Source organism: Photorhabdus australis DSM 17609 (assembly GCF_000711895.1).
In the GTDB taxonomy this organism is placed as follows: Bacteria; Pseudomonadota; Gammaproteobacteria; order Enterobacterales; family Enterobacteriaceae; genus Photorhabdus; species Photorhabdus australis.
This window is the reverse complement of sequence record NZ_JONO01000010.1, coordinates 72,830-88,359: the sequence shown is the minus strand read 5'-3', so window position 1 is coordinate 88,359 and position 15,530 is coordinate 72,830. Positions and strand designations below refer to the sequence as shown.

Genomic DNA, 15,530 nt, shown 5'->3' with positions numbered 1-15,530 from the left:
TATTTCTGGTATTGGTGTTTAAACAGATTAGTAATAAGGTATTCATAGTTAGTTTTCCTCAATTCCGACAGCATTATTTGTATAGCGTGTTAAGGCTGTATTGCCCTATTTATTTTGCCGTAGACTTTGGCGACGTTATTTTCCAGTAATCTATTGATTGCCGATTGAGATCAATTCTGCCATTTGGATATTCAACCCATTCTTTCCCTTTAGTAATAGTGATTTTCGGCATTTTGGTTTCATCCAGACTTAATCCGTTATAGGTTGGTACCTTATGAGGTGTCATAGTCGCACTAAACTCATATTCAAGACAATCTTTTGATTTATATACAGCCGACACATACGGCTTTGTATATTTTGGTGCAACACCCTCCACTGTTATCCATGGCCCTTTTCCCTTAGATGAAAAGGGAAATAGCCAGTTAAAAAAGGTGTCTCCCATCGACCAGTAAATAAAAGACAACAGTGATAATAACAATGTAACTTTTAATATCCTCATACTGAAAGTTCCTTACCATTGCAGTAATGCTATAAAGCCAATATCCATTTTTCTTCCTGTTGACTGACGGTCAATGATTTTATTAACTTTTATCCATTTCCAGAAAACAGAGATTACGGTAGTAAATGGTATCTGGAATAAGTTTTTTATCAGCATCCATTTTCTCCTTAAGATGTCTGTGAACGTTTTTTTATGTTTATCATGGTCAGTTATCTTGATGAATTACTTTATATATCGATAATTGACATTTCGGGTATTGGTTTCAATGTGCCCATCAGGATATTCAACCCACTCGCCTTTTCCATTAGTAATGGTGATTTTTGGTATTTTGGTTTCATCCAGCTTAGGCTTAAAGATAATTTTCCATTCAGCTCCCGGAGTTAATTTTAATTGGAAGAAACGCGTACCTACTTCACCTCGTAAAAATAAGCGCTTCGGAAACCCTTCAACTATTTCCAGAATAGGGTAAATAACTGGTCTAAAATCTAGGGTATTTAATACCGCAGTTTCGCTGAGACTTGTTTGGGTTGCATCGTTGATAAAAGCGGTTAAACCTGTTCCATCGCCTCCCTCATTAACAACATCCTTCATCAGATGGCTGACGTCAGTATAACGCACAGACACAAAGGCTCGGTCTATCTTCCATTTACACCAACCACCACCACTAAAAGGCAATTTCGTCTGAAAGTAACCTGTTTGAGGATCAGTGATTACCTCTTGGTAAAGCACATTGTAAGTCGGTACTTTATGAGGTGTCATCGTCGCACTAAATTCATATTCAAGACAAGATTTTGAGATATACCTTGCCGCTACATACGGCTCGGTATATTTCGGTATGATGCCTTCCACTGTGATCCACTGCCGCTTTCCCTTAGATGAAAAGGGAAATAGCCAGTTAAAAAAGGTGTCTCCCATAGACCAGTAAATAAAAGACAACAGTGATAATAACAATGTGACTTTTAATATCCTCATACTGGAAGTTCCTTATCACCGTAGTAGTACTGTAAAGCCAGTTTCCCTTTTTCTTCCTGCTGACTGACGGCCAATGATTTTATTAACTGTTTATCCATTTCCAGAAAACAGAGATTACGGTAGTAAATGGCATCTGGAATAAGTTTTTTATCAGCATTCATTTTCTCTTTAAATCGGCGTTGGCTGTCTCGATAAATTGTTATTTTATCTGGTTCGCATAACTCTCTAAGGCGCGCATCAATATAACTTGCATATTTAGATGAGAAGTGATTAAGAATACCTAATTTGTCTTTTAACTCAGGGTTTTTATTTTCATCAAACAGTTTATCCTGTTCTTGTGGGCTTAGCTGATTAAACAGGGCATTTTGCTGCTCACCGGCCTGAGAGAAAAAGTGCTCTGTTTCTTTATTCAGTTCAGGAATTAAATACAGTTTTGTCGTATTGCTTAATATTTCCTCTGCGCTCAATCTGGTTATCAGCGATACATTACTGGCGGCAATCAGCCATTCCGGGCAGGCACTGGCCTTTAGAAAATGAACCACTTTACCATGATGCAGATAAATTTCTTTACTGGCTGTTGCTTGTTTAATTGCCTGAATAATCGGTGAGGGTGACAACAATTTCATGATTTCCCATTCATACCCTGCTAATGCCCAGTAATTGAAAAAAATATTATCCATATCCTGTTCAAAGGGTACCAAAGGAATGGGGTCATTTTCGTTAACATGACGATAATGGATAATAGAAGATAATTCTTGTACTGCACTGCGGGTTAATGTTCTTGGCATCCCGTAACTATAGAGACAGGGATGGTATTTTTTCAATTGTGCACAGTGCAGTAATGCTAGTGCGCCTCCTAGGCTGTGCCCGCAAATAAATAATCGTTTGCTTTTAGCTAACTGGATGACATCATTGAATACCGCTGTAGTTTTATCACTGGGAACTGTTAACTTCCCAACTAGATTGAATGCCTCCCAGAACCCTTTATGCACTTTGCCTCGGTGAATAAACTCGCTGCACAGGGCTTTATCATCGTTGCAACTCAAACTTAATGGTTGAAAAGTTGCATCAGTTAGGTCATTTGTCAGACTGGCGGTGCCACGCCAACTGACAAGAACATCATTGTGACTGGCGATATAAAACAGTCGGGTATCCCCCTGTTTATTGTTTGATGCTTTTGAATCAATAAATTCTACTCGGGCATAACGCTCACAGAACGGCACATCATAAACCACAGGCGTTGCCGAGACATCGTTTACCCGATAAGGAGGCTTCGAGACATCCACCATCTGCCGATTAAAGAAGTGAGTCACAGAGCCTTCAATATCAACATCTCCACTGGCATAAGCCAATACGCTCATTAAGCACTGATTATAGGCATTAACAATGGAATACTCTTTCTGATGATGCAATTGTAAAACCCATGCACGAAACGGACATATTTCCAATACATACCGTCGGCTTAATGGATGAACCTGATAGCCTTTTGGCTCAGGGTCAGGGAAATGATAGGGAGGTGGAATTTTTTTAGGATCATTCCAATCATCAAGCGCGGGCAAACCATCACTGATTTGCCCGATGGTCACATAACGGTACTGATAACCTTCCGCTTCGGCTTTTGGTTTCACCACCGATGCCTCTTCACCGCGTTTTTCTCGCAACGGACGCTGTTCCATCTCATCCGCTAGCGATTGGGCGTGAATATACAACCTTACTGGATGAGCCGACAGGTCTTCTTCCCTGAGTACCCCAAAACCATCCGTCTTCCCTCGACGCACATAATTCGGTAGTCCTCTGCTTATCAGGCTATAAGGCATATTTACCAGCGGTTTTCCCTGTTCATCCAACAACTGAAATTCTACCCAGTGTTTCAGAATTTTTTTACAGTCAAGACAATCAAGTGGGCTTAATTTACTCATCGATGTTGTTTCCTTAATTATGTCAGGGAATTGAAATGATTAATTTTTTCACCGAAGAAATTACAATAGTCAATTGGACGACAAGAATACAGGCATGAACTCCCACTCAATTCATTCCTGTGAAATAAGAGGAACAGAACCTGAAATATTCTTCATACTGCCCATGTGATGAAATTTAAAACAATAATTATTAAATTATCACCGAATAGCAAGAAAAAAATTCAATTTTTCAATTTACAAAAAAATAAATTTATTAGAGAGTATTAGAAGCAGAAAATGAGTGCTGTTACTATAGAATTGAAAAAGTATGAAAATGAAAAAAATCTCGAATTCATTTATTTTCTACTTAAGATGATTAATTATATTCTCTGCCTATCTATTTGATTAATTATTAAATCTCCGTTTCTGATAAATAATAAAATAATATACCCAATAGATTTCAAGATGCATCGCGGTGGCAAGGGAGTATAGATAACTATGTGACCGGGGTGAGTGAGTGCAGCCAACAAAGAAGCAACTTGAAAGATGACGGGTATATCCTGTTTTTGCGTCACATATTCATGAGTGAGATACAATGTATTCAGTTGAGAATCAGGTTGGAAGGTATTTTTTTAGCGAGATTTTGAGAATTTGCGGGATGCTTTATTGATAGTAAATCCGGCTACCCAGATTAAAGGATATCCTCCAGAACACGGATAGAAAATTCTGCCCAATGTTTCAAAAGGTTTACGGTCAGGACATTATTTTCGCTGAGTTTGTATTGATGAAATGGTTGGCGAGGACAGTACCAGTGCAGTTTGCCCGGAGTTAACCTGTAACACCGTCGAAACTGCACTCAATACTGAATTAAATATTATCTGTTCCACGAGAAAAAGTAGCTCAAATTAAGCACTTGAGGCTGTAATAGTGATGCATCTGAAATTTTTCAGTTCCACAAGGGTTGGTGGCGATCGCGTGACCAGCGATAATAAAGGGCTAAAAAGCCATTAATACTGTTTGGACAAAATAGCTCAGGATCGAAATGATCATTTTCTGCTAAATCAAGTAATCCATTTACCCATTGCCGCGTTTCTTCATATTCCTCGTGGGAAGGGTCATTAAGTATTGCTATTAAATTCTCATAGCCATAGACGCCGCCAGTATCTTCAAGAGGGCAGGCGCGCGCGCCATCCAGACAATAAATAGGTAGAGGAAGATCCTGTTCAGGATAATTGCTGTTTTCTAAGATGATTTCATGTTCCCAGTTATCGCCAAAATCATAGACGTAGCTAAACGTTCTGCCTTTTTGTTTAACCAAATCTATCAGGCGATATAAACCTTCTTCCTCTCCATCAGATGGCTCTTCTGGCATTTCTGTTAGCCGTTGCTTGCCGATACGAAATTCATGTAAGTGGCTATCTTGCCACCCCATAACGATTTGTATCGCATCATGCAATCTATCGAGCGGGATAGAAGCAGGAACGACAAATTGTCGCCAGATAGCCGGTTGTGAATCTATGAGGGTAATTTTTAACTGATAGAATTTCTCGTTCATTATTCATCTCCTAAGGGTTTCGGAATGATTCTTTCAACGTGTTCCGTTTGTTGTCAATATTTCGTTGAATCTTTTTGGCTAAAGTTATTGGAATACCAACATATCTGGCTTCCTTATGAAAGTCTTTAGCGATGTCATAAATTTCAGTAGCGATATTAATAATGGCTTTTGCCCCAGATAGCCCGGCTTAACCTGCCATTAATGCCATTGTTTGTTTTGTTATTTTTGAGCTATAGCCATTGAAAGCGGTCATATGCTTATTATAGCGTGTTGATATCCTTGTATCTTGAATTTAACCAAAGCATCATAATATCGAAACACCTTTTCCAGGTGCCATGTAAATCTTCTGGTTTTTGCTGTTTACTGCCGTGTAGGCAGCTTTAGAAATTTGATCGCGGGTAGCATGGTTAATCCGGTACTCATCCCGGCTTTTATGATTGGGACCAGAATATCCCAATGCTCTTGCTATTAATGAAAAAATGCATATCATTTACATTCTGTTAATCAAATTTTTAAGATTAATCATTGAAAGCTCCTGCTTAGGATAATCATTAACGAAATGACAGATAGATTGGTAAGGTATTTTTATGTGTTTGTTTAACCTTTTCATGTAGCAGTTTGAGTGAAGTTGCTTGCGGTTATACCCAATAGATTTCAAGATGGATCGCGACGGCAAGGGAGCATAGATAACTATGTGACCGGGGTGAGAGAGTGCAGCCAACAAAGAGGCAACTTGAAAGATAACAGGTATATACAAAGAATAGATGAAATTTAGAACATAATTGTGTTGAATAAAAATATGAGTAGAGTTGATCTCATTCAGGAACAGGGTTAATCAAATACAGATATTTCTATTTTGCAAAATAATCCATCTTAATAAGATAAAATCATTAATGCTTTAGGATTTTTTCCGTAGATTAAGGAAACGAGTTAAAATGTTGTTGAGTAAGAAGATTCGGGAAATTTTTGTTTTAATGTGCCTGTTTGGTTTTATTACACTGGCCCATTTAAGTCTTGGCTATCAGTTAAAGTTTATATATGTATTCAGTGCATTTTCAATCTTAATATTGTTATCTAATTTTAACTGTTTAATATATTATACCTTTATATTTTCCATTGGGTTAATTGGGGTGATTTATTCTCCAGTAGGATTAACTTATGGTTATCCTGATGTGAACTCAATAGGGTCTTTAATATATACTAATAAAAACGAAGCTATTGAGTTTATCAGTGGGCTTCCTTTATTTACATATTTAGTAGTATTAGTCACTATTATTTTAATGCTTTTATCTCTCAAGGTAAAAGTAACATTGAAGAAGAGCCATATAGGATTTCTTTCTCTGTTTTTTGTTTTATCCGCTTTTTGGTCACCGGTAAAAGGATATATCAAATCTGATTTCGATCCGGATTTTAACCTATTAGCATCTGGATTACCGGAAGTTAGATTTTTTAGTGATATCGTTGAGAGCTATAATGAGGTTAATTCGGAAAGAGTGAGGTTTGCTGAAATAATAAAACAGAAAGACTTCTGGCAGCCGGTTGTAGAAGAAGATAAATATGAAACATATATCATGGTAATTGGGGAAAGTGTCAGAAAAGATTTTATGGAGGCATATGGTTTTCCTTATGATAATACGCCGTGGTTGAATAAAGCCAATGCTAAAATATTTACAAATTATATCTCTTCAGCGGCATCGACTCAGCTATCTTTGACAAATTCATTAGCTTTGAGAAACGACAATAGTATCGATTTGAACAACAGTATTATTACGTTGGCAAAGAAAGCGGGTTTTTATACTTATTGGATATCTAATCAAGGTATGAAAAGTGCTTTTGATTCTCCGGTTGCTTTAATTGGGCAACAGGCAGATAGTTTTAATTTCCTGAAAAGTGGAAGTTCTGATGACAGGCTTTATTTACCGGATGATAAATTAATGCCTTATATAGAAAAAGCATTAATGTCAGAGAAAAAGAAAAAATTGATTATTATTCATTTGATGGGATCTCACCCACAAGCATGCGTCAGAACGAATGGAAAATATGATGTATTTTTACAGTCGGAAGAAATTTCCTGTTATATAAAGAGTATCGCGAATACAGATAAAATTCTTTCTGATATTGCATTTAAGGCTAATAGCCATCATTCAAAATGGACAATGATGTATTTTTCAGACCATGGGCTTTCTTATATTGATAAAGGAACGGAACGGGAAAACCTGACGCATAATGATAAAAATAAACAGAGTTTTCAGGTGCCATTTTTTATCACCGGCAGCGATTACCACCACCGTGAAGAAATAACGGCACAAAGAAGTGGCCTGTATTTTTTAACGTTATTTTCCCAATGGCTTGGAATAAGAGAAAAGAATATTCCTGATGATTGTAATATGCTTTCTAATGAGAAGTGCAGTGGACAAGATAATGTTATTACATTTAAAGATGAAGTGAAAAATTATGATAAATTAGATGAAGATTTCCTGGATATACAATCTTCATTGAAAGAGATTCATCAGTCTGCGTATAAATAATTTTCGATGGTTACTATGGTGATAGTTATTTTATTAACTATTTAACTGCCGGTGAAATTGAATGGAACAAGAGGATTTTTTCCCTGAAGGAAATTCAGTGAGAATGAATCCTCCTGCAACCTTTCGTGTTTTTCAATAGTGAATCACTTTTTATATTTTTTCTTGTTTTATAAATAGTTAGCAAATTTTCATATTTGATGTGAAAAAATACTTATTTTCTTGAGCGTGTTTGTCGTCATTGTCACCATTGCAGCAATGATCTATTCAGGTTAAAAGAGGGTTAGGATAGATTTTTAATTAAATTATATATGTCAAATATATATTTTCATTTAATGCCATCATCTATTAGTTTCCAAAAAAATTATTTTGAGATTAATTATAAGAAATAAAAATAGCTTTATGATGTTGATAATTATCCTGGGGGATAAAAAATCCTCATCAGTATATAGATGAGGATTTTAAATATTAGATAATATTCTTTAACTTCAGGAAAAATAACTACCCATATTACAATGTTTTTATAAAAAAGAGATACTTTAATCGAGGAATCTTTTTGAAGGAACTTCCCATATTCTAAAAAATCGTTTTACATTACTTGCTGTGTAAATAACGGTATGGGATATATTACGGTGACCGAGATAATCTTGAATAAGGCGCGTATCTCTCCCCAGATCAGCAAGAGCATAACCGCAGGCATGTCTTAACATATGTGGGTGAGGTGAAATACTGACTAATGCTTGTTTGCCATATCGCTTTAATAAACCATAAACCTGTTGACGTGAAATAGCGCCTGATTTTTGCGATAAAAAGACCCACGGTGTGTCTGCTTCTCTCCAACTCTTTCTGACAATAAGCCATTGATTTAAAGCATTAATTTCTTCAGCTATCAATGGGTGTGTTGTTGATAACCCCCCTTTTAATCGCCTCACATGAATAATTTCTGAACTAAGATCAAGGTCGGATAGTGTTAAATTGCATAGTTCGCTGACTCTAAACCCATGAATGAAGCACATGAGTAACATGCAGTAATCCCGTTCAGCATGACGACCCTGACGTGCTTTTTCTAAGATCGCATCAATTTCATGTCTGGTTAAGAATTTACGCTTCTTCATGAAAATAGTTCCTGTGAAATTTGAGCAGATAGTTATGGGTAGAAAATAATATTAATCTACCGGAATATACCAATTAATAGAACTATTATAAAATTATTAACTGGTAATTCTATTTATTTGGGACAAAATCTATAAAGACTGTTTTCAGATAGTCATAAATAGCCATTTTTCAATAGAAAATATCAGCTTGTAAACTTTGTAATTGTATATTTAGAAACTATTAGGTAATAAAGAGAAACTAAACAGAATGCACCAAACTGTAAATATGTTCCTACAAAACTACCTCTTAAGTCAAATTTTGTGTAATGGCAAATTGCCAATATTTAACTATTTATAATATAGAATCTTTTTCCATTATTCTTTACTATTTTTCATGTTTCATTATTAATTTATTGTAAAAAATTAGTTAGTTCATCTGAATTCAATCAGATATTAGTTAATCACTTAGATTATAAATTCAAAATTACATGTAATTTTGAATTTTTGCTTCAAATTATTACTTATGATTAGTTTTTTTAACTAAATAAAACAGTTTGGTGCATTTTGTTTGGTTTTAAAAATATTAATACGAAATTTTGAAATCCTATTTTGCACTGGATATCTGGTGTATGGAATTGGGTTCCTGCACTGCTATTTTCTTTACGGTTATGGGTATTTTATCCTTTAATTCAAGGAATTAACTTACATGAATTTGAATAAATTGGTTATGGCTCTGGGATTGGGTGTGGCTCTGGCTGCGGGTTCTGTAAATGCAGCTAACTCCAGTCAAGGTCATGGAACTGTGACTTTTACGGGCTCTATCATTGATGCACCTTGCTCTATCACACCGGAAACGGTTGAGCAGGTTGTGCCAATGGGTGCTATTTCTAACGCAGCGTTGAAAAACGGTGGCCGTTCTTCCTCCAGGTCGTTCAAAATTTCTTTAGAGAACTGTACTACCGATACGCTAAGTACGGTAACAACGACGTTTGTCGGTGCCAAATCCAATATAGTCGGCGGTGACGGTCTGTTGGGTATTGAAGGGACAGCTAAGGGTGCAGGCATTGCGATCACTGATGCAGGAGGGAATAAGATTAAACTGGGTACGCCTTCTCCCGCTGTAGCGCTGCATGATGGTAATAATGATCTCAATTTTGCTGCTTATCTTCAGGGGGATACAACACCTGATGCAGTTATTCCGGGTGAATTTACTGGCATTGCCAATTTCCAGCTGACTTATCAATAACTCTTTTCATGCATGGAAACGCTTACTGGTAGTAGGCGTTTCCTGATAAAAGTTTTGCATGAGTTTAGTTGGAGAAAAGTTATGAGCCGATGTGTTGCCGTTGTTGTGGTGCCCTGCATGCTAATGTTTTCTTGCATTGTTGTTGGTGCTGAAGCGATTGCTCCACGAGGAGCGCAAGGGCATGGTCGCGTTAGCATGCAAGGAGCCATCATTGATACGGCCTGCGCGATTGATGCAGGTAGTGGTGACCAAACGATTGAATTGGCCACTACTCCAGTCAGCCGGGTGATACGTGATGGACAGGGGCCAAAACGCCCCTTTTCCATCCGCTTGATTAATTGCGTACTTGCCTCAGCGACATCGGGTACACCAGATTGGCGTCACTTTCAGGTAACGTTTGATGGTGCGTCGGATGGGAATAATTTCCGGTTATACGGTGTGGCACGAGGTGTAGCGTTACAAATTACTGATATACGGGGCAATCAGGCATATCCGGGGACCCCACTGCCAATAAGTGCTTTGCAAGAAGGGCATATGACCCTGAATTACGCGATGCGCCTGGTGGGTAATCATCAATTATTACAGGTGGGGCAATATCGAACCACCGTCCGGTTCAGGCTGGATTATTATTAATCATCGATTCAGAGAATGTTATGGCTTTGTTTTTGGGTGTGACCACTGAACACAACAGGGTGGTCTTGGCTCGATGTGTCTGGAAACCTCTTGCTGTTTTAGTATTGTTCGCGTTGATGGGTACTCACATTGCGTATGCGGAAGAAGAAATTGAATTTAATACGGATGTATTGGATGTTCAGGATCGCTCGCGGATTGATTTAAAAGAATTTTCCCGTGCGGGTTATATCATGCCGGGGGATTACCAGATGATGGTACGTCTGAATAACAGTGAACTGCCGGAGATGCCGGTGACTTTTATGGTACCACCAGATGATCCGAGAGGGAGTGTGGCATGTTTGTCGCCTGATGTGGTGAAACAACTGGGTTTACGGGCGGAATGGGAGGCAAAACTCACCTGGTGGAATAATAATCAATGCCTGGAGGTTAAAACGCTACCTGGCATGATGGTGCGTGGGGATTTGGGCAGCGATACGTTATATCTGAGCGTACCGCAGGCTTATCTTGAATATAGTTCGCCGGATTGGGACCCACCGTCACGTTGGGATGAGGGAGTCTTGGGGATGTTGTTTGATTACAACGTTAACGCTCAGGTATCCAAACCAACTAAGGGAAAAAGAAATCAGAATGTTAGTGCCAATGGTACGACTGGAATAAACGTTGGAACATGGCGTCTGCGGGCGGACTGGCAGGCACAATATAACCACGTCACTGGCCGGACAGGTAGCACAGAGAAGAATTGGGATTGGAGCCGTTACTACATGTATCGGGCGATTCCTCATTTGCAGGCCAAGCTGACGCTGGGTGAGGATTATCTCAATTCAGGTATCTTTGACAGCTTCCGTTTTACCGGGGCAAGTTTGGTCACTGATGACAATATGTTGCCACCAAACCTGCGGGGTTATGCGCCGGAGGTCACCGGTGTGGCGAAAACGAATGCCAAAGTGACTATTCGTCAACAAGGGCGAGTGTTGTATGAGACTCAGGTTGCGCCAGGGCCATTCCGTATTCAGGACATCAATGATGCGGTCAGTGGCAAACTGGATGTGCGAGTGGAAGAGCAGGGAGGCGGTGTACAGGAGTTTCAAGTTGATACTGCGAGTATTCCTTATCTGACTCGTCCGGGGCGGGTACAGTACAAACTAGCAGCGGGTAAGCCGACCAACTGGAAGCATCGCAGTGAGGGGAAGGGTTTTGGTGTCGGGGAATTTTCCTGGGGGATAAACAATGGCTGGTCACTGTATGGCGGGGTATTGGGGGCTGGAGATTATAACGCATTGTCGCTGGGGCTAGGGCGTGATCTGATGGCCTTCGGTGCTCTGTCCTTTGATGTCACTGAATCCCGCGCTCATTTACCGGATGAGAATCAAACCCTGACAGGAGGGTCTTATCGCTTGAGTTATTCCAAGCGTTTTGAGGAGTATGACAGTCAGGTGACTTTTGCAGGTTATCGCTTCTCAGAGCGTGATTTCATGAGCATGAGTCAATATCTGGATCGCCGTTATCATGATGGCGATGGGGAAAGTGGCAAAGAACTCTATAACATTATGCTGAATAAACAGTTCACGACTTTGGGGATTAGCACTTACCTGAACTATAGCCATCAGACTTACTGGAATCGACCGAATAATGATCGCTATAACTTATCTGTATCGCGCTATTTCGATATTGGTACTTTTAAAAATATTAACCTGAACTTATCGGCTTATCGTAATAAATATGAAAGCAAGAATGACGATGGCATGTATTTAACATTGTCCTTACCGTGGGGTCATTCAGGAACGATCAGTTATAACGCGATGGTCAATCGGAGAGGTAATTCCAACACTGTTGGTTATTACGGACGGATAAATGAGAACAGTAGTTATCGTTTAGCGGCGGGTAGCAGTATTGATGGCAAGGCAACGGCTAACGGTTATTTCACTCATTACGGCGACCGCACTCAATTGACGACAAGTGCGAGTTATCAGGATGGACGTTACACCACGGCAGCACTTTCTATCCAAGGGGGGGTGACCGCTACGACAGAAGGCGCGGCGCTGCACCGTATCAATATGCCGGGAACGACGCGCTTGATGGTGGATACCGAAGGTGTGGGGGGAGTACCCGTGAAAGGTTTTGGTGCGATCACCCATACCAATAGATTCGGTAAGGCGGTGATCTCGGATGTGAATAACTACTATCGTAACAGTGCGAGCATTGACTTGAATAAACTGCCAAACAATGTGGAAGCAATACGTTCAGTACAGCAAGCAACACTGACAGAAGGTGCGATTGGTTACCGTAAATTCCAGGTGATAGCCGGGGAGAAGGCAATGGGATTGATCCGTTTATCAGATGGGAGTACCCCACCGTTTGGTGCGACAGTGTTGAATAAGGATAAACGGGAAATTGGTATCGTCAATGACGGCGGGAATACCTACCTGAGCGGGATAAATCCAGGTGAGAAGCTGGATGTGCGCTGGGATGGCGAATTGCAGTGTGTCGTTGAGTTGCCAAATAAGTTACCCGCAGTAGAAGAGATGGCTTCCTTGTTGTTGCTGTGCCAGTTGGCCAACGGTAATAACAGCCATAGCGCGAATGCCTCGCTGTCATCATCAAGGTTGATGGAGCAGGCCCGTAACTAATTCTGAAATGACATATTCTGAAAATGAGTAATTGAGCATGAAATTGAAGAACACAATGAATGCAGTAACGATCGCGGTCCTGAGTCTGTCAGTGGTCAGTGAGGCAATGGCAGCTATTGCATTGGATCGTACCAGGATCGTATTTAACGGTGAGGAAAAATCCACCAGTATGGACATTAGCAATCAAAACAAAGAGCTACCATATTTGGCTCAGGGCTGGATAGAGGATGAACAGGGAAACAAAATCAACGGCCCGCTGGTGGTGACACCGCCCGTACAGCGGGTGGAACCGGGTGCAAAGAGCCAGGTGAAAATACAGTCATTGCCAACAATAGCGCAGTTACCACAGGATCGGGAGAGCCTGTTCTATTTTAACCTGCGCGAGATTCCGCCACGTAGTAAGAAACCGAACACATTACAGATTGCGTTGCAAACTCGGATAAAACTGTTTTATCGACCAAAAGCGATTTTTGCTGGCCGCACTGAGTTAGATAACCCGTGGCAGGAAAAAATGACCCTAACGCGCCAGGGTGACCAGTATTGGGTAAATAATCCGACACCGTATTACATCACGGTGGTTGATGCATCGAACCAACTTAAGGGGAAGACGGTGACAGGTTTTCAGCCGTTGATGGTAGCGCCAAAAGGCAGCGCAGTGCTGAGCGGTAGTGCGGGGGTATTAGGGGGAGCGCCAGTGCTAACGTATATCAATGATTATGGAGGCCGACCACAACTAACTTTTAGTTGTGTGGGGAACCATTGCCAGGTGGCTAAGCGTTAATCGTGGTGGGTTACGCCGAGAGGAGGGGTGATGCACATAAAGCAGACTGGCCGTGCACTGGCATTGGTGCTCCTGCTGATACCGGTTGCGGTGAGTCAGGCAATAGATAACCGAGCCGCAGATGCAGATATAGAGGGATATCATGGCGAACTACATGTGTTTGGTACGCTGACTGAGGCGGCATGCCGTCTGGATATGACCTCTGAGTGGCAAGAAGTAGTTCTGGGGACGACGCCGAGCAGTGATTTACGTCGTCCAGGGGATAAAGGCACGCCGATACCGTTTACATTGAAGTTTCGTGACTGTCTGCGGACCAAAGGAGCCGTGCGTGATGCACGGACAGGTAATCTGACGTGGAGTCATTTACAACCGGTGGTAACGGTGAGTTTTGTGGCACCCGCGGATCAGGATTGGCCCCATCTGGTACGAGTAATGGGTATAACAGGATTGGGGTTACAGATAACGGACACTGAGAATAATGATATCCGGTTGGGGGAACGGGGACGCCCGCGTTTTGTCGCATCGGAGCAGGACAGTCTGGAATATTACGTGACGCCGGTACGGACACCGAGAGCACTGGGAACCGGGCAATACCGGGCAAATCTCGATTTCAGGGTGAATTATGATTAGGTCTCTGCGAATGAAAGGACCGCATTATTGGCGGAAGACATTGAGCGTATTACTGTTTGTTTGCTTGTTCAGTGTCGGTGTTCCGGCTGATTTACCGACAAAAAGGATAAATGTAGCGGCAATACCGATAAACGATCCTTCAGGTAAAACACCGGTCAACATTTATGGGGTTGTTATCGCTCCTCCGCCTTGTGAGATTAATAATGGTAATACCATTGATGTGGATTTTGGTGAAGTGATGATTAACCGGATTGATGGGGTTAATTACATGAAACCCATTAAATACACAGTGAAATGCGAAAAGATGCCGGCTAATGCAATGAAAATGAAGATATCGGGCAACACAGCCAATTTTGATCGGATGGTGTTAGAAACCAATCGTGCTGGGCTTGGGATTGCTGTTATGCATAACGGGCAGAAATTCCCTGTGAATGATTGGATGAAATTTACTTATCCCAATTTTCCTGAATTACATGCGGTGCCAGTGAAAGAGATGAGCGCGGTATTGAAAGGCGGCGGTTTTGGCGCCGGAGCCACCATGATGGTTGAATACCAGTGAACAGGAGATACGAATGAATCATTTGATTTATCGTGCTTTTTGGGCTGTTTGCCTGGGTTTGATCAGTGTAATGCCGGGGCGAGCGGCAGATAATATGTGGTTCCACGGCACACTGCTTGAACCACCTCCCTGTGTTATCAATGACGGCAATATGATTGATGTCTATTTTGGTCACAATGTTGGAATACATAAGGTGGATGGGGTGAATTATACCCGGCCAGTGCATTACCAGTTGGTATGTGTGCCTAATACCTCTGGCTGGAGTTTAGGATTGACAGTGATTGGGCCACAAACCTCATTTGATGCTGCTGCCCTGAAAACCAATATTGCTAATTTGGGCATCCGTCTCACTCTGGATGGTCAAGCATTTACGCTTAACAAGCGTATTCCAGTTACATCAGAGAAACCGCCGGTAATACAGGCTGTACCAGTGAAAAAACCGGGAAGTACATTACCGGAAGGGGTGTTTGAAGTAACGGCGACATTACTGGCGGAATACCAGTGAAAGGAA

Annotated in this window: 14 protein-coding genes and 1 pseudogene; 8 read left to right on the top strand and 7 right to left on the bottom strand. The window is 40.8% G+C overall.

Going from position 1 to position 15,530, the window contains the following annotated elements:
• Positions 1-223 precede the first annotated feature (223 nt).
• From BO26_RS05350 to BO26_RS24800, 6 genes and pseudogenes are all read right to left on the bottom strand, one after another.
• Positions 224-499 (bottom strand): annotated as a pseudogene (locus BO26_RS05350) (hypothetical protein); the annotation flags it as partial.
• A gap of 12 nt (positions 500-511) precedes the next feature.
• Complete coding sequence (locus tag BO26_RS23400) at positions 512-655, bottom strand: hypothetical protein (protein WP_157835527.1); 144 nt, start codon at positions 653-655, stop codon at positions 512-514.
• A 66-nt stretch (positions 656-721) separates the two neighbouring features.
• Complete coding sequence (locus BO26_RS05345) at positions 722-1,471, bottom strand: hypothetical protein (RefSeq protein WP_036769621.1); 750 nt, start codon at positions 1,469-1,471, stop codon at positions 722-724.
• Complete coding sequence (locus BO26_RS05340) at positions 1,468-3,390, bottom strand: lipase family protein (protein WP_036769620.1); 1,923 nt, start codon at positions 3,388-3,390, stop codon at positions 1,468-1,470. The genes BO26_RS05345 and BO26_RS05340 overlap by 4 nt, the downstream gene beginning before the upstream one ends.
• A 925-nt stretch (positions 3,391-4,315) precedes the next feature.
• On the bottom strand, positions 4,316-4,924 hold the full coding sequence (locus BO26_RS05335) for a plasmid pRiA4b ORF-3 family protein (protein ID WP_036769618.1): 609 nt from the start codon (positions 4,922-4,924) through the stop codon (positions 4,316-4,318).
• 304 nt (positions 4,925-5,228) lie between these two features.
• On the bottom strand, positions 5,229-5,414 hold the full coding sequence (locus tag BO26_RS24800) for a hypothetical protein (RefSeq protein ID WP_477707007.1): 186 nt from the start codon (positions 5,412-5,414) through the stop codon (positions 5,229-5,231).
• Between the two features lie 445 nt (positions 5,415-5,859).
• Here BO26_RS24800 and BO26_RS05330 point away from each other — a divergent pair, with 445 nt between their 5' ends.
• Positions 5,860-7,452 carry a sulfatase-like hydrolase/transferase gene (locus BO26_RS05330; protein WP_051690879.1) on the top strand — a complete coding sequence of 531 codons (1,593 nt, stop codon included), beginning with the start codon at positions 5,860-5,862 and terminating at the stop codon, positions 7,450-7,452.
• 536 nt (positions 7,453-7,988) lie between these two features.
• On the opposite strand, the gene BO26_RS05325 is transcribed toward BO26_RS05330, so the two are convergent.
• Entirely contained in the window at positions 7,989-8,564 is a 576-nt protein-coding gene (locus BO26_RS05325) for a tyrosine-type DNA invertase (RefSeq protein ID WP_036769617.1), read from the bottom strand.
• Between the two features lie 685 nt (positions 8,565-9,249).
• Between BO26_RS05325 and BO26_RS05320 the strand changes: the two genes are divergently transcribed.
• From BO26_RS05320 to BO26_RS05290, 7 genes are all read left to right on the top strand, one after another.
• Complete coding sequence (locus BO26_RS05320; RefSeq protein ID WP_036769616.1) at positions 9,250-9,789, top strand: fimbrial protein; 540 nt, start codon at positions 9,250-9,252, stop codon at positions 9,787-9,789.
• 81 nt (positions 9,790-9,870) lie between these two features.
• Positions 9,871-10,422, top strand: a complete 552-nt coding sequence (locus BO26_RS05315) for a fimbrial protein (protein WP_036769615.1) — start codon at positions 9,871-9,873, stop codon at positions 10,420-10,422.
• A 20-nt stretch (positions 10,423-10,442) separates the two neighbouring features.
• Positions 10,443-13,049 carry an outer membrane usher protein gene (locus tag BO26_RS05310; RefSeq protein ID WP_036769614.1) on the top strand — a complete coding sequence of 869 codons (2,607 nt, stop codon included), beginning with the start codon at positions 10,443-10,445 and terminating at the stop codon, positions 13,047-13,049.
• A 37-nt stretch (positions 13,050-13,086) separates the two neighbouring features.
• Positions 13,087-13,830, top strand: a complete 744-nt coding sequence (locus tag BO26_RS05305) for a fimbria/pilus periplasmic chaperone (protein WP_036769612.1) — start codon at positions 13,087-13,089, stop codon at positions 13,828-13,830.
• Positions 13,831-13,860: 30 nt separating this feature from the next.
• A complete protein-coding gene (locus BO26_RS05300; protein WP_036769610.1) occupies positions 13,861-14,460 on the top strand; it encodes a fimbrial protein in 600 nt (199 codons plus the stop codon).
• Positions 14,453-15,019 carry a fimbrial protein gene (locus BO26_RS05295; RefSeq protein ID WP_036769608.1) on the top strand — a complete coding sequence of 189 codons (567 nt, stop codon included), beginning with the start codon at positions 14,453-14,455 and terminating at the stop codon, positions 15,017-15,019. Before BO26_RS05300 ends, BO26_RS05295 begins: the two co-directional genes overlap by 8 nt.
• A 13-nt stretch (positions 15,020-15,032) precedes the next feature.
• On the top strand, positions 15,033-15,524 hold the full coding sequence (locus BO26_RS05290; protein WP_036769606.1) for a fimbrial protein: 492 nt from the start codon (positions 15,033-15,035) through the stop codon (positions 15,522-15,524).
• Positions 15,525-15,530: the final 6 nt, after the last annotated feature.